At 40.8% G+C, this 15,539-nt stretch carries 13 protein-coding genes; 4 read left to right on the top strand and 9 right to left on the bottom strand.

What is annotated here, in order from left to right; all coding sequences use genetic code 11:
- Positions 1-299: 299 nt before the first annotated feature.
- Positions 300-1,202 carry a DMT family transporter gene (locus AZE41_RS05230; protein WP_067206471.1) on the bottom strand — a complete coding sequence of 301 codons (903 nt, stop codon included), beginning with the start codon at positions 1,200-1,202 and terminating at the stop codon, positions 300-302.
- A gap of 114 nt (positions 1,203-1,316) precedes the next feature.
- Between AZE41_RS05230 and AZE41_RS05225 the strand changes: the two genes are divergently transcribed.
- The gene (locus tag AZE41_RS05225) at positions 1,317-2,039 is read left to right on the top strand and encodes an MgtC/SapB family protein (RefSeq protein ID WP_067206468.1); all 723 of its coding nucleotides are present in this window, start codon (positions 1,317-1,319) and stop codon (positions 2,037-2,039) included.
- A 12-nt stretch (positions 2,040-2,051) separates the two neighbouring features.
- Positions 2,052-3,062: a cation diffusion facilitator family transporter gene (locus AZE41_RS05220; RefSeq protein ID WP_067206465.1), complete on the top strand. Its 1,011-nt coding sequence runs from the start codon at positions 2,052-2,054 to the stop codon at positions 3,060-3,062.
- A 48-nt stretch (positions 3,063-3,110) separates the two neighbouring features.
- Here the strand turns inward: AZE41_RS05220 and AZE41_RS05215 are convergent, their stop codons facing one another.
- A complete protein-coding gene (locus AZE41_RS05215; RefSeq protein ID WP_067206462.1) occupies positions 3,111-4,274 on the bottom strand; it encodes an iron-containing alcohol dehydrogenase in 1,164 nt (387 codons plus the stop codon).
- A 118-nt stretch (positions 4,275-4,392) separates the two neighbouring features.
- Between AZE41_RS05215 and AZE41_RS05210 the strand changes: the two genes are divergently transcribed.
- Complete coding sequence (locus AZE41_RS05210) at positions 4,393-4,629, top strand: DUF378 domain-containing protein (RefSeq protein WP_067206459.1); 237 nt, start codon at positions 4,393-4,395, stop codon at positions 4,627-4,629.
- 43 nt (positions 4,630-4,672) lie between these two features.
- On the opposite strand, the gene AZE41_RS05205 is transcribed toward AZE41_RS05210, so the two are convergent.
- From AZE41_RS05205 to pruA, 3 genes are all read right to left on the bottom strand, one after another.
- Positions 4,673-5,917: a Glu/Leu/Phe/Val family dehydrogenase gene (locus tag AZE41_RS05205; protein WP_067206457.1), complete on the bottom strand. Its 1,245-nt coding sequence runs from the start codon at positions 5,915-5,917 to the stop codon at positions 4,673-4,675.
- 79 nt (positions 5,918-5,996) lie between these two features.
- Positions 5,997-7,190 (bottom strand): ornithine--oxo-acid transaminase, encoded by a 1,194-nt coding sequence (locus AZE41_RS05200; protein ID WP_067206454.1) that lies wholly within the window; start codon positions 7,188-7,190, stop codon positions 5,997-5,999.
- Between the two features lie 369 nt (positions 7,191-7,559).
- A complete protein-coding gene (gene pruA, locus AZE41_RS05195) occupies positions 7,560-9,104 on the bottom strand; it encodes an L-glutamate gamma-semialdehyde dehydrogenase (protein ID WP_067206451.1) in 1,545 nt (514 codons plus the stop codon).
- Positions 9,105-9,237: 133 nt separating this feature from the next.
- Between pruA and AZE41_RS05190 the strand changes: the two genes are divergently transcribed.
- Complete coding sequence (locus tag AZE41_RS05190; RefSeq protein WP_335339516.1) at positions 9,238-10,554, top strand: AAA-type ATPase lid domain-containing protein; 1,317 nt, start codon at positions 9,238-9,240, stop codon at positions 10,552-10,554.
- 130 nt (positions 10,555-10,684) lie between these two features.
- Here the strand turns inward: AZE41_RS05190 and yugI are convergent, their stop codons facing one another.
- From yugI to AZE41_RS05170, 4 genes are all read right to left on the bottom strand, one after another.
- On the bottom strand, positions 10,685-11,059 hold the full coding sequence (yugI, locus tag AZE41_RS05185; RefSeq protein ID WP_067206445.1) for a S1 domain-containing post-transcriptional regulator GSP13: 375 nt from the start codon (positions 11,057-11,059) through the stop codon (positions 10,685-10,687).
- A 124-nt stretch (positions 11,060-11,183) separates the two neighbouring features.
- Positions 11,184-12,701, bottom strand: coding sequence for a hypothetical protein (locus tag AZE41_RS05180; protein ID WP_067206442.1), 1,518 nt, complete (start codon positions 12,699-12,701; stop codon positions 11,184-11,186).
- A gap of 53 nt (positions 12,702-12,754) precedes the next feature.
- Positions 12,755-13,300, bottom strand: a complete 546-nt coding sequence (locus tag AZE41_RS05175) for an RNA polymerase sigma factor (protein WP_067206439.1) — start codon at positions 13,298-13,300, stop codon at positions 12,755-12,757.
- A gap of 84 nt (positions 13,301-13,384) precedes the next feature.
- Positions 13,385-15,538 carry an RNA polymerase sigma factor gene (locus tag AZE41_RS05170; protein WP_067206436.1) on the bottom strand — a complete coding sequence of 718 codons (2,154 nt, stop codon included), beginning with the start codon at positions 15,536-15,538 and terminating at the stop codon, positions 13,385-13,387.
- Between the last annotated feature and the right edge of the window lies 1 nt (position 15,539).

The raw sequence follows: 15,539 nt of genomic DNA, 5'->3' as shown, positions 1-15,539 counted from the left end.
TTTGCTCGAGTGCGTTAGCACCCTCGCTGTATTTCATTGATGTTTTGCTGTTCAGTTTTCAAGGTTCATTTGGCTACCGATGTTTCAGCAGCAACTCTTATATCATATCAACTTACGCTTTCTTTGTCAACAACTAATTTCAATTTCTTTTTCGTTGTTTAAACAATGTTTAAAGCGCAACGTCATTTAATATAACATCTCTTCCGGAACGAGTCAACATTTTATTTCAATTTCTTTTTCGCTGATGTTTCTCGCTCCCTGAGGACATGTATTAATATACTACAGAACGTTATAAGAAATCAAGCCTTTTTCGAAAAGAATTTATTCCGCAACTTTTCACCATCAATTACAAAGAGCACTATCCCCGCTATCACAACCATTCCGCCGGCAATTTGGGATATGGATAAGGTTTCATCAAAGACATAGAACGCCAAGATTGCAGCTCCAACTGGCTCAAATAGTATACCTATAGATATAACGTTGGTACTTACCCACTTAATGGCCCAGTTGAAAAGTGTATGCCCTAACAGATTCGGTATGAGTGCGAGCATTATAAACCAGAACCAATCAGATCCTGGATAAGGGCCAAATGACTCCCCTTTGATGAGAACATAGAAGAACAACGTAATTGTGCTTATCGAATAAACAACAAATGTATATGTAATAAGAGAAAGACGTTTACGTACATCTTGTCCGAATAGCAGATAGGTAGTAATAAGCGCACATGCAATTAACGCCAACATATCTCCATAAAAAGCAGTGCCACTCAGCTTGAAGTCTCCCCAGCTAATGATTACACTTCCCGTTACAGCAATCAAAGCAGATAAAATTGTTTTGAACGATAACTTCTCTTTAAAGAAGAAGTACGTTCCTACAAAAGCAAATATGGGCTGTAAGGTAACTAACACCGTTGAACTAGCAACCGATGTGTAATTTAATGACTCGAACCATAGAATGAAGTGAAAGGCTAAAAATACTCCGGCAATTGCCGAAAAGATCCAATCTTTTTTACTGAGCGTCAATACTTCCTTCCTATACTTCATAAGAAAGAGCGGTAACATAATTAGCACAGAGAAGAACATTCTATAAAATGCAATCACACCAGCATCTGCTGTGGCGAGTTTCACGAATATCGCCGATAGTGCTACTGATATCACTCCTATAATAATTGGGATATACGGATGAATTCGAGGCTTTTCCATTTCTAACACATCTCTTTCAAAAGGAATTAGGTTACATCTCTATCTTTTTAGACAATAGATAGTTGTAAGTATAACATGGTAATTAAGAGAGGACATTACTAGGGGGGAACGATTATGACTTGGATTGCAAATGAAGCGATGTATCCCGAAGTGTTAATTAAAATCACGCTCGCTTTAGTTTTAAGTTTAGTTATTGGTGTGGAGAGGGAAATAAAGAAGAAACCGATTGGATTAAAAACGAGTGCTGTTATCGCCACTTTTAGCTGCCTTCTGACTGTCGTCTCTATAGAAGCAGCTTATCTCGTTCCAGCGCGGAATGATATTAACGTAACGATGGATCCGCTCCGCTTAGCTGCCCAAATTGTCAGCGGTATCGGATTCCTCGGAGCTGGAGCCATCCTGCGTAGAGGTAATGACAGCATTACTGGGTTAACGACGGCAGCTATGATTTGGGGAGCGGCAAGTATCGGGATTGCTGTTGGGGCCGGTTTTTATATTGAAGCTGCGTTTGCTGTACTAGCCGTGATGTTTGTCATCGAAGTCCTTGCACCTGCACTTGATAAATTGGGGCCAAAGAGACTTCGTACAAAAGAAGCTTCCTTCATTGTAGTGTTATCGGACAAATCAAAGATTGAAGATCTCATTACTTACCTGAAGATAGAAAGCATGACAATCGAGAATTTGCGGATTCGGCAAATTCTATCAAGGGATCTTCAAGTACAGCACGAACTTCATTTTCGAATCTCAGCACTTCCCAAAAGACATACGTCTAATTTGTATATCGAGTTGTCGACACTACCTTATATCGAATCGGTTGAAATCGAAATATTCCCATAACGGAGGAAAATTATGAGAGACATACTAAAACTTTTAAAAGAAGGCAACAAGCCCTCACTACTCGCAGCAATTGTTAACACAGTAATCGCTTGTTTAAAAGCCATTGCATTCTTCTTCACTGGAAATGTGGCTATGTTTGCAGAAATGATGCACTCATTTGGTGATGCAGCGAACCAGTTTTTCGTTTTCGTTGGTTCTGCTCTTTCGAAAAAAGCACCCACCCCGAAATATCCTAATGGATTCGGCCGTGTCGTAAATTTAGTTTGTCTGGGCGCTGTCATTATAGTTGGAATCATGTCCTATGAGGCTATCATAGGCGGGTGGCATCATATCGTAAATCCATCTGAGTCAGGCGGAATGAGAAATTTAATTATAAATCTCTCTGTTCTTGGTATAGGTATCATTTTGGAATGCATTGTACTTTACAAGGCGGGTAAAGAGATACTTCATGAAGCAGGGATTGATAAAGGTGGGATGGCTCCCATTACACTAGGTTTTAAAAACCTCAATCGTGCTAAACCCGCAACAAAACTCGTATTCATGGAAGATTTTGTCGCAACACTAGGCGGACTTCTCGCATTTTTCGCTGTCCTGTTGGCTCATTTCCTTGGGCTACTTGTAGCGGAAGGCATTGCATCCATTATGATTGGTATGATGATGTTCTATGTGGTTGGTAAAGTATTTCTCGAAAATGCACGTGGTGCAATCGGGGAAACGGACGAGGAAATGCTCAATCACATTTCCCTACTCGTTGCTGAAGATCCCGATGTAAAAGATATTCAACGTATTGAAGTTATCAAAGAAGGCGAATTCCTTCATGTTGAAATTGTCGCAGAAGTTGACCCATCCCATACAGTCGCCTATGTCGACGATGTGCGGGACCGACTCATGACTATTATCCTCAATCAAAAAGGTGTACAGGACGTTTTAATTTCTTTTGATGAAGATGACGGTGTGTCAACATGGAAAAGGTCCAATTCCACTGATGCAATTAAGCAATTCGGTTCAAAATTCCCTGAATAACAAAAACGTCACGCCGGAGATAACCCCGGCGTGACGTTTTTAATTCTCTTATAATGAAGCTTTTAAAATTGATAGTACATCCTCTTTATTTAGATTGCTGAATTGCCCAAGTGGCCCGTTGACTGTTGCTTTTTCTGCCATCAAATCCAGTTTCGAATCATCGATGTCATAATGGGCAAGCGTTTCAGGCGCTCCAATAGACGTCCAAAATGCTCTTAGACGTGCGATCCCTTCAAACGCGACCTCATCCTGCGTCTTACCTTCTGGTGCAACTCCAAATACGTTGACAGCAAGCTTGGCAAATCGCGCAGGATTAACGTTAACATTATGATTCATCCAATGTGGGAAAAGAATCGCAAGCCCACCTGCGTGCGGGATATCATAAACCGCGGACACAGCATGTTCGATATCATGTGACGCCCAGTCTCCTTGATAGCCCATTTGAAGGAAGCCATTCAACGCTATAGTACCCGCAAATAAAATCGTCTCACGTAAATCATAATTCTCCAAGTCTTCGACAAGCTTTGGTGCATTATCCATTATTGCACGTAGCACACCTTCACACATCTCATCTTGTACAGGCGTGTTCTTTGCATTATTGAAGTATTGTTCAAAAATATGGGACATCATATCAACAATCCCATAAATCGTCTGGTCTTTGGGTACAGATAATGTATAGGTTGGGTCAAGAATAGAGAATTTCGGGTAATTAAACGGACCGCCCCATCCATATTTCTCTTCCGTTTCTTCATTAGTAATAACAGATCCGGCATTCATTTCCGAACCTGTTGCTGCAAGTGTCAAAACTGTACCAAATGGGATTGCATCTTCCGCGAACGCTTTCCTTGTTACAAGATCCCATGCATCACCTTCATATTTCGCTGCCGATGCAATAAGTTTTACACAGTCGATAACTGATCCTCCGCCAACTGCTAAGATAACGTCGATGTCTTTTTCCTTACAAATCTCCGCACCCTTTCGCGCAGTTGACACACGCGGATTTGGCTCAACGTCTGAAAGTTCATGTACCTCCATATCATTCTCTTTTAAAATCGCCATTACTTCATCATATAGACCATTTCTCTTGATGCTGCCGCCCCCATAAACGACAAGCACCTTTTTACCGTAATTCGCTAGTTCTTGTGATAATTTCTGAAGTTGGCCTTTTCCAAAAATAAGCTTAACTGGATTATGGAATACAAATTCATTCATTCTATATTGCCTCCCTTTATTCTTTCATTATCCGAAACAATAAACCATTTTGCAAAAATAAAGGTGCGCGTATGAAAATCAGTCTTCTGGGCATAGTAATTTAAGGAGGTGTTGCAAAATGAGTAAAGTTCATAAAATAGCTCTAGCACTGACAATTATCGGTGCACTCAATTGGGGAGTAGCAGGAATATTCCGTTTCGACGTTGTTGCACAATTCGCAGGTGGTTCCGCGGAACCGCTCGCACGATTTATTTATATCATCATAGGAGTTTCAGGTCTCATCAACCTTGGCTTGCTATTTAATCAGCGGCAGGATCACGATGAGGTAATTGTTTCGGTTCCTGAAAAAGTATAAAGGCATCTCCCGTTTAAACCGGGAGATGCCTTTATTGTTTTGATTATGCCCAACCACGGAAACGTGATGCTTCCGCAGTTTTACGAACACCAATCATATATGCTGCTAGGCGCATGTCGATATTACGAGTTTCCGCAGTTGTATATACGTTCTCAAATGCTTCAACCATTTTTTTCGTCATTTTTTCGCGCACTTCTTCTTCAGTCCAATAGTAGCCCATGTTGTTTTGGACCCACTCAAAGTATGAAACTGTTACGCCGCCCGCACTTGCAAGAACATCGGGAACAAGTAGAATTCCACGTTCTTTAAGAATTCTAGTTCCTTCAGTTGTAGTCGGCCCATTTGCTGCTTCAACAACAATCGTTGCTTTGATATTATGTGCATTTTTTTCAGTAATCTGATTAGAGATTGCCGCAGGCACAAGAATATCGCAATCGAGTTCAAGTAATTCTTGGTTCGAAATCGTGTTATCGAAAAGTGTAGTTACTGTTCCGAAGCTATCGCGACGGTCTAGTAAGTAATCGATATCAAGACCCTCTGGATCATGAAGGGCACCATAAGCATCGGAAATTCCAATTACTTTCGCGCCAGCATCATGAAGGAACTTAGATAGGAAGCTACCCGCGTTTCCGAAACCTTGAATTACGATACGTGCACCTTTCATATCAATTCCACGACGTTTCGCCGCTTCCTCGATAATGATTGTTACCCCTTCGGCAGTCGCACGGTCACGACCTTGCGATCCACCAAGAACGATTGGTTTACCTGTAATGAAGCCAGGTGAGTTGAATTCGTCAATACGGCTATATTCATCCATCATCCATGCCATTATTTGCGCATTTGTGAAGACGTCTGGAGCTGGGATATCTTTGTTAGGTCCCATTACTTGGCTTAAGGCACGGACATAACCGCGGCTTAGTCGTTCAAGTTCACCCATAGACATTTCACGTGGATCACAAACGATTGCACCTTTACCGCCGCCATATGGTAGGTCGACGATGCCAGCTTTTAATGTCATCCACATAGAAAGTGCTTTTACTTCTTCTAGCGTTACTTGCGGGTGATATCGTACGCCACCTTTTGTTGGTCCAACTGCATCGTTATGCTGTCCACGGTAACCCGTGAAGACTTTTACTTTGCCATCGTCCATTTTTATAGGAATACGTACTTCAATCATACGAAGTGGTTCTTTTAGAAGTTCGTACATTCCTTCATCGTAGCCTAGTTTATCAAGTGCATCTTTAAAAAGAGCTTGTGTAGACGTAAACAGATTCAGGTTTTCAGTCATTTAATGATTCGCCTCTTTGATTCATAATGTTTTCTATGCATATATTGTAACATATCGGACACTTATATTGTTAAGTATTTTAGTTAACGAAAACTTTTTTAATTTTACCTATTGCCCAGTCCAATTCTTCTTTTGTGATAATGAGTGGCGGAGCAAAACGAATCACTGTATCGTGTGTTTCTTTACATAGTAATCCAAGCTCTTTCAACTCTTCACAATATGGACGAGCAGCTTCAGTTAACTCAACACCTATGAACAATCCGCGTCCGCGTACTTCTTTAATCGACGGATGTTCAATTTTCTTTAACTCTTCCATGAAATAATTTCCGAGTTCAAGAGATTTTTTCGCCAGTTCTTCTTCTTCCAGCACTTCTAAAGACGCGATTGATACTGCACACGCCATAGGATTTCCACCAAAAGTTGAACCGTGTGATCCCGGATTGAATACACCAAGAACAGATTTGTCAGCAAGTACACAAGATATTGGGAATACGCCGCCACCTAGTGCTTTACCTAGGATATACATATCCGGATCCATGTCTTCCCATTCACATGCAAACATTTTTCCAGTACGGCACAGGCCGGCTTGAATTTCATCTGCAATAAATAGAACGTTATTCTTTTTACAAAGTTCACGTGCTGCTTTCATATAACCTGCTGGCGGAATAATAATACCTGCTTCACCTTGAATCGGTTCGATAAGGAATGCAGCAGTATTTGGTGTAATTGCTGCTTCAAGTGCTTTGATATCTCCGTAGGGAATAAGGTCGATGCCTGGAAGCATTGGACCAAATCCACGTTTATATTCAGCATCTGAAGATAGTGAAACAGCTGTCATTGTACGACCATGGAAGTTGCCTTCACACGCAATGATTTCTGCTTGGTCTTCTGCGATCCCTTTAACGTCATAAGCCCAGCGGCGTGCTGCTTTAATAGCTGTTTCAACAGCTTCAGCTCCTGTGTTCATAGGAAGTGCCATTTCTTTGCCTGACAGTTCACAAATCTTTTCATACCATGGACCAAGTTGGTCATTGTGGAAAGCACGGGAAGTAAGCGTTACTTTATCAGCTTGGTCTTTCAATGCTTGAATAATTTTCGGATGACGATGCCCCTGGTTTACTGCTGAATACGCGGAAAGCATATCCATAAATTTATTACCTTCAGGATCTTTTACCCAAACCCCTTGTGCCTCAGAAATAACGATTGGCAGTGGATGATAGTTGTTTGCCCCAAATTTCTCCGTTTGAACAATTACTTTTTCTGATACCGACATACATTTCCCTCCCCTTTATATGTAAAGACAGACCCACCCAAATAGATGGGTCTGATAAATCAGTGTCTAGCTCCGGGCGCCAGATGCTCGGGTCATAAGTCAGCCCAGCTATGCGGGGAGTTCACCGCGTCGCCGGTCCGCCTTATGCCTGTCGCGGGCCTACAGGATGTAGGTCATGCAGCTGTTGCCACAGGAAGTGGCACACTTAGGCTGCATTCCTTTTTGTGCAGGCGCCCTCCGCTTTTCTTAGTGTCTAGCTCCAGCGCCTAGCTCCTCGAGTCGCTTCAATCCTTAAGTTAAAGGCAAAGAGCGCATTTATCTTCAGGCCCTCCAGCGCTTTTCGGGTCTACCAAGGCGCTTACGCTTTTCTTATAGTGTTTCTGAAGTTGTTTTACCTTGCATATGAAGTTGTAGGTAATCCGGTCCGCCAGCTTTTGAATCTGTCCCCGACATGTTGAATCCACCAAACGGTTGGTAACCAACGATTGCACCAGTGCAATTACGGTTGAAGTACAAGTTACCTACATGGAAATCTTCACGAGCTTGTTCGATGTGATGACGGTTGTTTGTGATGACAGCGCCAGTTAGGCCGTAATCCGTGTTGTTTGCAAATTCGATAGCTTCAGTGAAGCTCTTCGCTTTCGACAAACCGACAACTGGGCCAAAGATTTCTTCTTGCATAACGCGCGCTTTTGGATCAAGATCCGCAATAACCGTTGGTGCAACGAAGAATCCTTTCGAACTGTCGCCTGTTCCTCCTGCGATTAAACGACCTTCTGTTTTACCGATTTCGATGTAGCTCATAACTTTGTCGAATGACGCTTGATCGATTACTGGGCCAGTGAAGTTTGATAGCTCAGTTGGATCACCGTACGTCAATTCTTTTGTCAATACGCCAACACGTTCAACAACTTGGTCATAAACGTCTTCGTGAATGATCGCACGTGAACAAGCTGAACATTTCTGTCCACTGAATCCGAATGCAGATTTCACGATTGATTGTGCAGCAAGTTCTAGATCTGCTTCATTATCAACAACAATTGTATCTTTACCGCCCATTTCAGCGATAACGCGTTTCAACCAGATTTGGCCTTCGTTCACTTTAGCCGCGCGTTCGTAGATGCGTGTTCCTACTTCACGTGAACCAGTGAATGACACAAAGCGTGTTCTTGGGTGATCAACTAGATAGTCGCCCACTTCAGCACCAGAACCTGGGATGTAGTTGACAACGCCTGTTGGCATGCCCGCTTCTTCAAGTACTTCGATGAATTTGTATGCAACAACTGGTGTTGTCGATGCAGGTTTAAGAAGTACTGTATTTCCTGTTACAAGAGCAGCAACTGTCGTTCCCGCCATGATTGCGAATGCAAAGTTCCATGGAGAGATGATAACGCCAACTCCAAGAGGAATGTAGTCAAAACGGTTGAATTCGCCTGGACGGCTTTCAACAGGGATACCATTTTTAAGTTCAAGCATTTTGCGTGCATAGAACTCTAGGAAATCGATTGCTTCAGCTGTATCAGCATCTGCTTCATTCCAAGGTTTACCTGCTTCTTTAGTAAGTAATGCTGAGAATTCGTGTTTGCGGCGGCGGATGATTGCAGCAGCTTTGAATAATACGTCTGCGCGGAATTCAGGTTTAACTTTCTTCCACGTGTTGAATGTTTCGTCAGCAATTTTCATCGCTTTTTCAGCAAGGTCTTTGCTTGCTTTAGAAACGCTACCGATTACTTCTTCTTTGTTTGCAGGGTTTGTTGATACTAACTTTTCTTCAGTCATGATGCGCTCTCCACCAATAATAAGTGGATAGTCTTGACCAAGGTATCCTTCAACTTGCTTTAAAGCTTCAAGGAAAGCTTGTTTATTCTCTTCTACCGTGAAATCTGTGAATGGTTCGTGTTTATATGGAATCATATTATTCCTCCTCTTTAATTATGAAACGCAAATATTATTTGCACTTAGTAATTGATTACATATATAATAATGCAAAAGATTGTTGCAGATATCAAGCATTATTCATTAGTTTTTCAAAAAAAGTATTTGGAAGGTGATTATTTTGAAGAATATAGACGATTCACTCTTCCCTTTTTATGAGTTTGCAGTGCGTCGTGCCGCGGTTGGTATACATGCCGTTGACAACAATGGTCGAACTGTCATCTATAATGAAAAGATGAAAGAAATCGAAGGACTTGCACTCGAAGATGTGGGTGATCGTTCAATTTTAGAACTTTTCAATTTCGACCAAGAAGAAAGTACACTGTTAAAAGTTTTGCAAAGCGGCAAAGAACAACTAAATGTAAAACAAACGTACTGGAACCGAAAAGGTACAGAAATCACATCCATTAATGACACATATCCAATCTTTAACCAACAAACTCTCATTGGAGCTGTTGAATTAGCCCGTGACGTAACAGCTCTCGAGAAATTCGTTCTTCAGCCATTTCGAAAAAGTAGTGATCCTGTAACATTCAATCAAATAATTGCTTCCTCCCCGCCTATGAAAGTGGTTATTGCGACTGCAAAAAAAGCAGCGAAAGCAAAATTACCGGTATTGTTAATCGGTGAAACAGGTACAGGTAAGGATCTTATCGCTGAAAGCATACATAATGAATTATCACCTTCCAGCACCGTACTCTATACCCTGTTCTGTCATAGTTCAGACCCAATCCTTATAGGACGCTTAGATAAAGATTTAAATGTAGAGGATCCTCTTACATTATTTTGTGAAAGAATCGATTTGTTATCCATTCCATTACAGCAAAAATTGCTATCGATACTTTTAAAATCACCTAACAGTAATAAGCAATTCATCGCAAGTATCGGGGATGACCCTGTCGAATTAATCGCTTCGGGCACATTATTAAAAGACTTATATTATTTCTTTGCTTCATTCACAATTCGAATTCCACCTCTGCGAAAACGAAAAGAAGATATATTACCGTTCATTTCTGCTTATTTGGAACGGCGCAATGAACGCTACGGTTCCACACTTAAAGATATTACACCCGAAGTTGAACATCTTTTCCTCGGGTATGAATGGCCTGGAAATACCCGGGAGCTCGAGTTTCTTCTCGACGAAATCTCTTCTCTAGCGATGACCGAGACTGCCATTACCTATGATTTGCTTCCATTCCATTTCAGGATGAAAAGCGCGGATATCACCGACGAACCGACGCAAGCTGCTGATTTCATCGTCCAACCTGGCAAAGAGCTACTACCGCTTGAACAGTTTTTGCGTGAGGCGGAAGCCTATTACTTACAAAAAGCGATGAAACTCAATGATAAGAACGTCACAAAAACTGCAAATGCGCTTGGTATGAGCAGGCAGAATTTGCAGTACCGACTGCGGAAATTAAAAAAGTGAGGAAAAAGGCGATTATGCCTTTTTCCTCACTTTTTATTGTCTAGCTACAGCGGCCGAACGCTCGGAGGCTCATAGAACGTGAGTTACTTAGCCTTTGTCGAAGGACGTCGCGAACTTTGGCTGTGTTCCATTACTGCCCAGACTTTTCGATCCAGTCTTGAAGTTTGTCTTTCAATGAATTGAATCCTTCTGCATCACTTTCGTCAACACGCGCTTGCAGTGACTTGCGCGGATGGTCTTCTTTTCGTGTTGCAGCCGGTGCTTCTTGAAGAGCACGAATTGATAGACTAATCTTACCTGCAGCTTCGTCGACTTCCAGTACTTTCACTTGGACCTCTTGCCCCACAGTTAGATATTCATTAATGTCTTTTACGAATCCGTATGTGATTTCAGATATGTGTACAAGTCCTTGTGTTTCACCATCGAGTGCAACAAATGCACCATACGGCTGGATACCTGTCACTTTGCCCGAAAACTCTTCGCCTACTTCATATTTTCGCGCCATTTAAAACAGCTCCCAATCTATTTTGTTATCGATTCTGCCCTTAAGGCCACTTAAAATTATATCATGTTTGCAAGTCTCGAGCAAAAAGTAGATGAAAATGTTTGGTAGTTTTTTCCTGAACTACTCAAAGTTCTCCCTCTTCGATGACGATTTTTTCCACTTGCCATACTTGGTCTTTCGCATAAGTCATCCAAACATTGTAATACATTTTTCCATTTCGTTCGAATTCAATTGGCACAAGTACTTTGTGGCCATCATCCATGATCAATGACGGATTGTATCTGATTGAGTCAGTGACATCCAAAAGAGCAATTTCCTTCACCCAATCGTTTGTTTCATATTCATCTAGACTCGCCTCACGGGATGCTGGCTCAGTTAAATGCCACATCATGACTGAATCTTCCTTGTCGTTTGCGTAATAATATAGATCCAAGATTAATAGGGGGTGAACATTTTTCAGGACATCCCTGTCATATGCATCCGAAAATTCATTAAATAAATTTTCAATCTCGACATTGAATTGATCGTTGGGCAGCCTAAAAGTCAAATCATCATACATTTCCTTCAAAGGTTTCATACCAAAGTGTTCCAAGTTCCCCTCTACCGCAAGTGAATAAGCTTCATAAACTCTCCAATCGTCTAGCGAACTATACAATTCAGAGCGTTTCCAATCGGACTCCTCCATCTCCTCGACAACCTTTGCCATGATTACCCCTAATCCCGAATCAGGACCGAGCGACGCGAGCTGTTTCCATGCGTTGCGATGTACTTCACTAATTGAACCATCGCTACTTTTGAATTCTTCAATTGTTCTGCCTTGAAGTATCATTTCAAGGAGGTTAATCATGGTTCCTTCTACGACATGTCCCAACCATTGATTTTGCCTCGCCGCGACAAGTGTTTTTTCCATTTCCTCCATAATTTCAATGGTTTCATCAAGTGAATACAACAGTTTTTCGTTCATGATAAACGGTTCCTTCTCGTATTGCGTAAGATAGCTACCGGCCGCTTCATGCAGTGCAGCTCGAAGACGTCCAATGAATACACTATCCATTAGTCGAATAGTGCGTTGTGTCGTTGAAGTGATAGGAAGTTGAGGTAACGCTAAATCTTGATTTATTAGAGCCGCAATTGCACTACGGGTACTTTCAGAGTACTCGTCTTTTTGAGACAAAATGACTTCGGCATCAAATGTTCCATTTGCAAGCGATTCTTGCAGCTTATCGTAATCATCAGCGAATAATTCGTAAAGTGAATATTTAATTCCATCTGCTTTTTTAAGATAATGTTCAGCAAACATCATACTTTTTTCTACATCGTTTACGAGAGGAGCCGCAAATAATTCGTCTGCAAGCTCTGATGGCAATTTCATCATTTCATTTACCTCAAGCAACTTGTCATCCGCTAATTGGCGGTCGATTTTTCCACCTTCACGATTTTTATTCTCAAGCCCCACTAGCATGGTATTTACTTGTTCATTAGCGTCCGCAATAAAAGGGATTTGGTTAAATATATCCTCACTTACGCCTAAAATTGCTTTCTTTTCATCAACCTTCTTAGCATATTCTTTTTTCAACTTGTCAATATACTTACGGTCCGACCGTAGTTCCCATTCTTCACCTGTAAAATATGTACTCCCCACTATACCAATCAGCAGGAAACCAAGAATAATGACAGTGATCCATCCTTTTCGGCTTAACTTCTTGCTTTCATTAATGACTGGAGTATGTTCCCCCTACTTACATTGACCACATTAAAAAGTAGAGGAAGACGATCATATGACATCCAAAGAAACTCGACGCGTTTTTTGAAAACATCTTGCGGCGGATAGCCTATTGCTTCTCTTAGCAATTCTCTCGCGGCTTGAATATTCGCTACTACTTCATCAAGTGGAATAGCCATAACTTCATTAATCTCTTCAAAGCTAAATTCATGGAATAAATGAAGAACAAGTGGCACACGGTATTTTTCATCAAGCTTTATTATTTCCGAATGAAATTCAGCGTCTTCCTTAAATGGAATAGGACTAGCCAGCCGTGGATTCGTTTGTTCAACTTGCCCAAGCTTTTCCAAAGCAGTTTTATAAATGTATCGCTTACCATCAGCCAGTTTCTCTAAATTGGTGTAAATTGTATGAAATGTTTCCTCGGCTACTTCTGCAGCTTCCACTAAAGAACATCCATACTGAAACGCAAAACGTTCAATGTCAGGTGAATACATATCCACCCACTCTTCAAACATAACCAAATCTCCATCTTTTACCTTTTGAATAAAATTTGATTCCTTAATACAGAGTCAACTCCTTTTAAAAAGTACACAGGTAACTTATTCAGACTTCATAAAGTTTAAATCAATATGTTTAATTTTCCATCCAGCAGTCTCATCCAATACCATCTCAGCATCAAAAAAATTCATACTTCCTCGCTCAAATCCGATTGAACCCGTCGAAGATTCCCTTCCGTCAAACAATAGACTCTTCATTTCGTAAAGATTGACATCCACTTTTCTCCATCCACTTATATACTCTTCGAGAGTATGTAAATCATCCTCGGGATTATACAGATGCCACATCGTTTCCGGATCTTCATGGTCATTCGCAAAACAATAAACTGCAAAAACGACCAATGGATGTACATCTTTTAACACAGCAGAATCATGACCTGTTGAGTAAAGTTCGTAAGTCTTCTCAACTAAATCCTCAAAAGAAGAATCGGGAAAAGTGACACTACTAAGACCCCTATCCGATTGTAGAATTCCGCTCATCTCAAAGGTATGAAGTCTTCCCTTCCTGGCAAGTTCCACTGCATAACCAAGATGGTATAGATTTAAATGGCTTTGTGTTTCAGATTCTGTCCATCCGCTCGCTTCCATTTCGTTTATAACTTTTTGCATTATAAAAGCAGATGGCGATCCTTCTCCATTAGCAGCAACTTTCATCCAAATAGATTTAACTTCTTCTGTTACCTTTCCGTCGAAACCAACGATCTGATTCGTTTCAGAGCCGACGACCATTAAATAAACTAACCAAGAGTAATAATCCTCCAGCGATGTATAAGGAATTTCAATTTCCACATTTGCTAGCAGTGTGTTTTCTATTTCTACCAAATTAGCCATTAGTTCAATATAGGAACTAGCCGGCTTCGAATAATAATCGATTGATGAGGATTCTAAAAAAGCTATATAGCCTTTAAAATCTTTATGAATCGAAGCTTTAATTTGAGCACTTAACTCAGTTTTGGCATAACTCGAATAAAAAGGTAACAGATAAAGATTTTGTTTCTCCATACTATTTAACGCCTTCTGTAATTCTTTAGGGTAGGACTCTTTCATTTCAAGATACTTTTCAATATTAACGGTTTCGTCAACTGTAGCTTCATCAATAAATTGATGATATCTAAAAAAAAATGTACTGTAGGCATTTTGTATTTCATTAATCTGTTTCACGTACTCAATTATAAATTCCGCACTTTTTTCTTTATCACTTGTGAGAGGACTTTTAACGAGCTGTTCGACCATTTTAGATGGCAATGTCAGTGTTTTAACGATTTCGTCATACTGTTTACCAATACTTTTTTTATCAATCCTGCCAATTTCCGCAATAACTCTTTCTTCTCTTTGGATCATCACTTCAAAGTCCTCACGTGCTTGTTTGCCATATCCAAAATAATAATACTCTTGTTTATCTTCTTCAGTTGGTTCCGTCAAACCCAATACAGCATGGCGACTCGCTATTTCTTCCTCAAAAGATACTTTAAGCTGTTCCACGTATTTTTCGGCTGACGCTTTTTTATACTCCTCCCCCGTCACAGCAGGAAGCATAACAAGTAACAATAAGACAATAATTCCGGCAATCCATGAAACCATAGCTTTCTTTGATATCTTTTGTTTCAATTTCTTAGTAGCTTGTATTTCCTTTTGTGGTTTCGCGAAAACCTGATCTTTTCTGAATGAAGAACTAATTCTCCCATATGATTTATGAAGGAATTCCAGCCGTTTCTCCAAAAGTAAGCTGTCAATTTCAACAGTCAGTTGTTTGACCCCTTGTGCGATGGACTCTTCGACAGCATCTGCGGAAATACCCGTAATCGTTGCTATCTCTACTTCATTCATTCCATGAAATTGGGAAAGAATTAACGATAGCTTAGCTTTTTCTTCAAGATTCATAATCTTTTCATGCAATTGCTGATCCTCTTCAAACGACAAAATGGACTCTTGTAAAGGCTCCCTCCGTTGAATATGTACAAGCATTTCTAACACCATTCTATATAAGTCATACCGGAGCCATTCCTCATCATTCAATTTTCCCAAATCCGTAAAGAACGTTCGAAACGTCTCTTCCGTAACCTTCCCTGCCGATTCTCGTGTACAGCCACATTGAATGGCAAACCGTTCTAAGTTGCCTGAATGAAGATCCATCCATTTTTCAAATGCCGCAAGATCTCCATTCTTTGCTTCTTCAACCCCACCGGATTCTTCCATG

Origin of the sequence: Sporosarcina psychrophila, from assembly GCF_001590685.1 — a bacterium.
GTDB classification, from domain to species: Bacteria; Bacillota; Bacilli; order Bacillales_A; family Planococcaceae; genus Sporosarcina; species Sporosarcina psychrophila.
Note: the sequence above shows the minus strand (reverse complement) of the source record. Positions and strands in the feature narration are given on the sequence as shown.

Coding starts and splice junctions, on each gene's coding strand:
- AZE41_RS05175 (WP_067206439.1), bottom strand. CDS start 13,300: ATGTTTGAAGAGTGGGTGGATATGTATTCACCTGACATTGAACGTTTT.
- AZE41_RS05200 (WP_067206454.1), bottom strand. CDS start 7,190: ATGTCGGTATCAGAAAAAGTAATTGTTCAAACGGAGAAATTTGGGGCA.
- AZE41_RS05220 (WP_067206465.1), top strand. CDS start 2,052: ATGAGAGACATACTAAAACTTTTAAAAGAAGGCAACAAGCCCTCACTA.
- AZE41_RS05230 (WP_067206471.1), bottom strand. CDS start 1,202: ATGGAAAAGCCTCGAATTCATCCGTATATCCCAATTATTATAGGAGTG.
- AZE41_RS05170 (WP_067206436.1), bottom strand. CDS start 15,538: ATGGAAGAATCCGGTGGGGTTGAAGAAGCAAAGAATGGAGATCTTGCG.
- AZE41_RS05215 (WP_067206462.1), bottom strand. CDS start 4,274: ATGAATGAATTTGTATTCCATAATCCAGTTAAGCTTATTTTTGGAAAA.
- AZE41_RS05210 (WP_067206459.1), top strand. CDS start 4,393: ATGAGTAAAGTTCATAAAATAGCTCTAGCACTGACAATTATCGGTGCA.
- AZE41_RS05205 (WP_067206457.1), bottom strand. CDS start 5,917: ATGACTGAAAACCTGAATCTGTTTACGTCTACACAAGCTCTTTTTAAA.
- yugI (WP_067206445.1), bottom strand. CDS start 11,059: ATGGCGCGAAAATATGAAGTAGGCGAAGAGTTTTCGGGCAAAGTGACA.
- pruA (WP_067206451.1), bottom strand. CDS start 9,104: ATGATTCCATATAAACACGAACCATTCACAGATTTCACGGTAGAAGAG.
- AZE41_RS05225 (WP_067206468.1), top strand. CDS start 1,317: ATGACTTGGATTGCAAATGAAGCGATGTATCCCGAAGTGTTAATTAAA.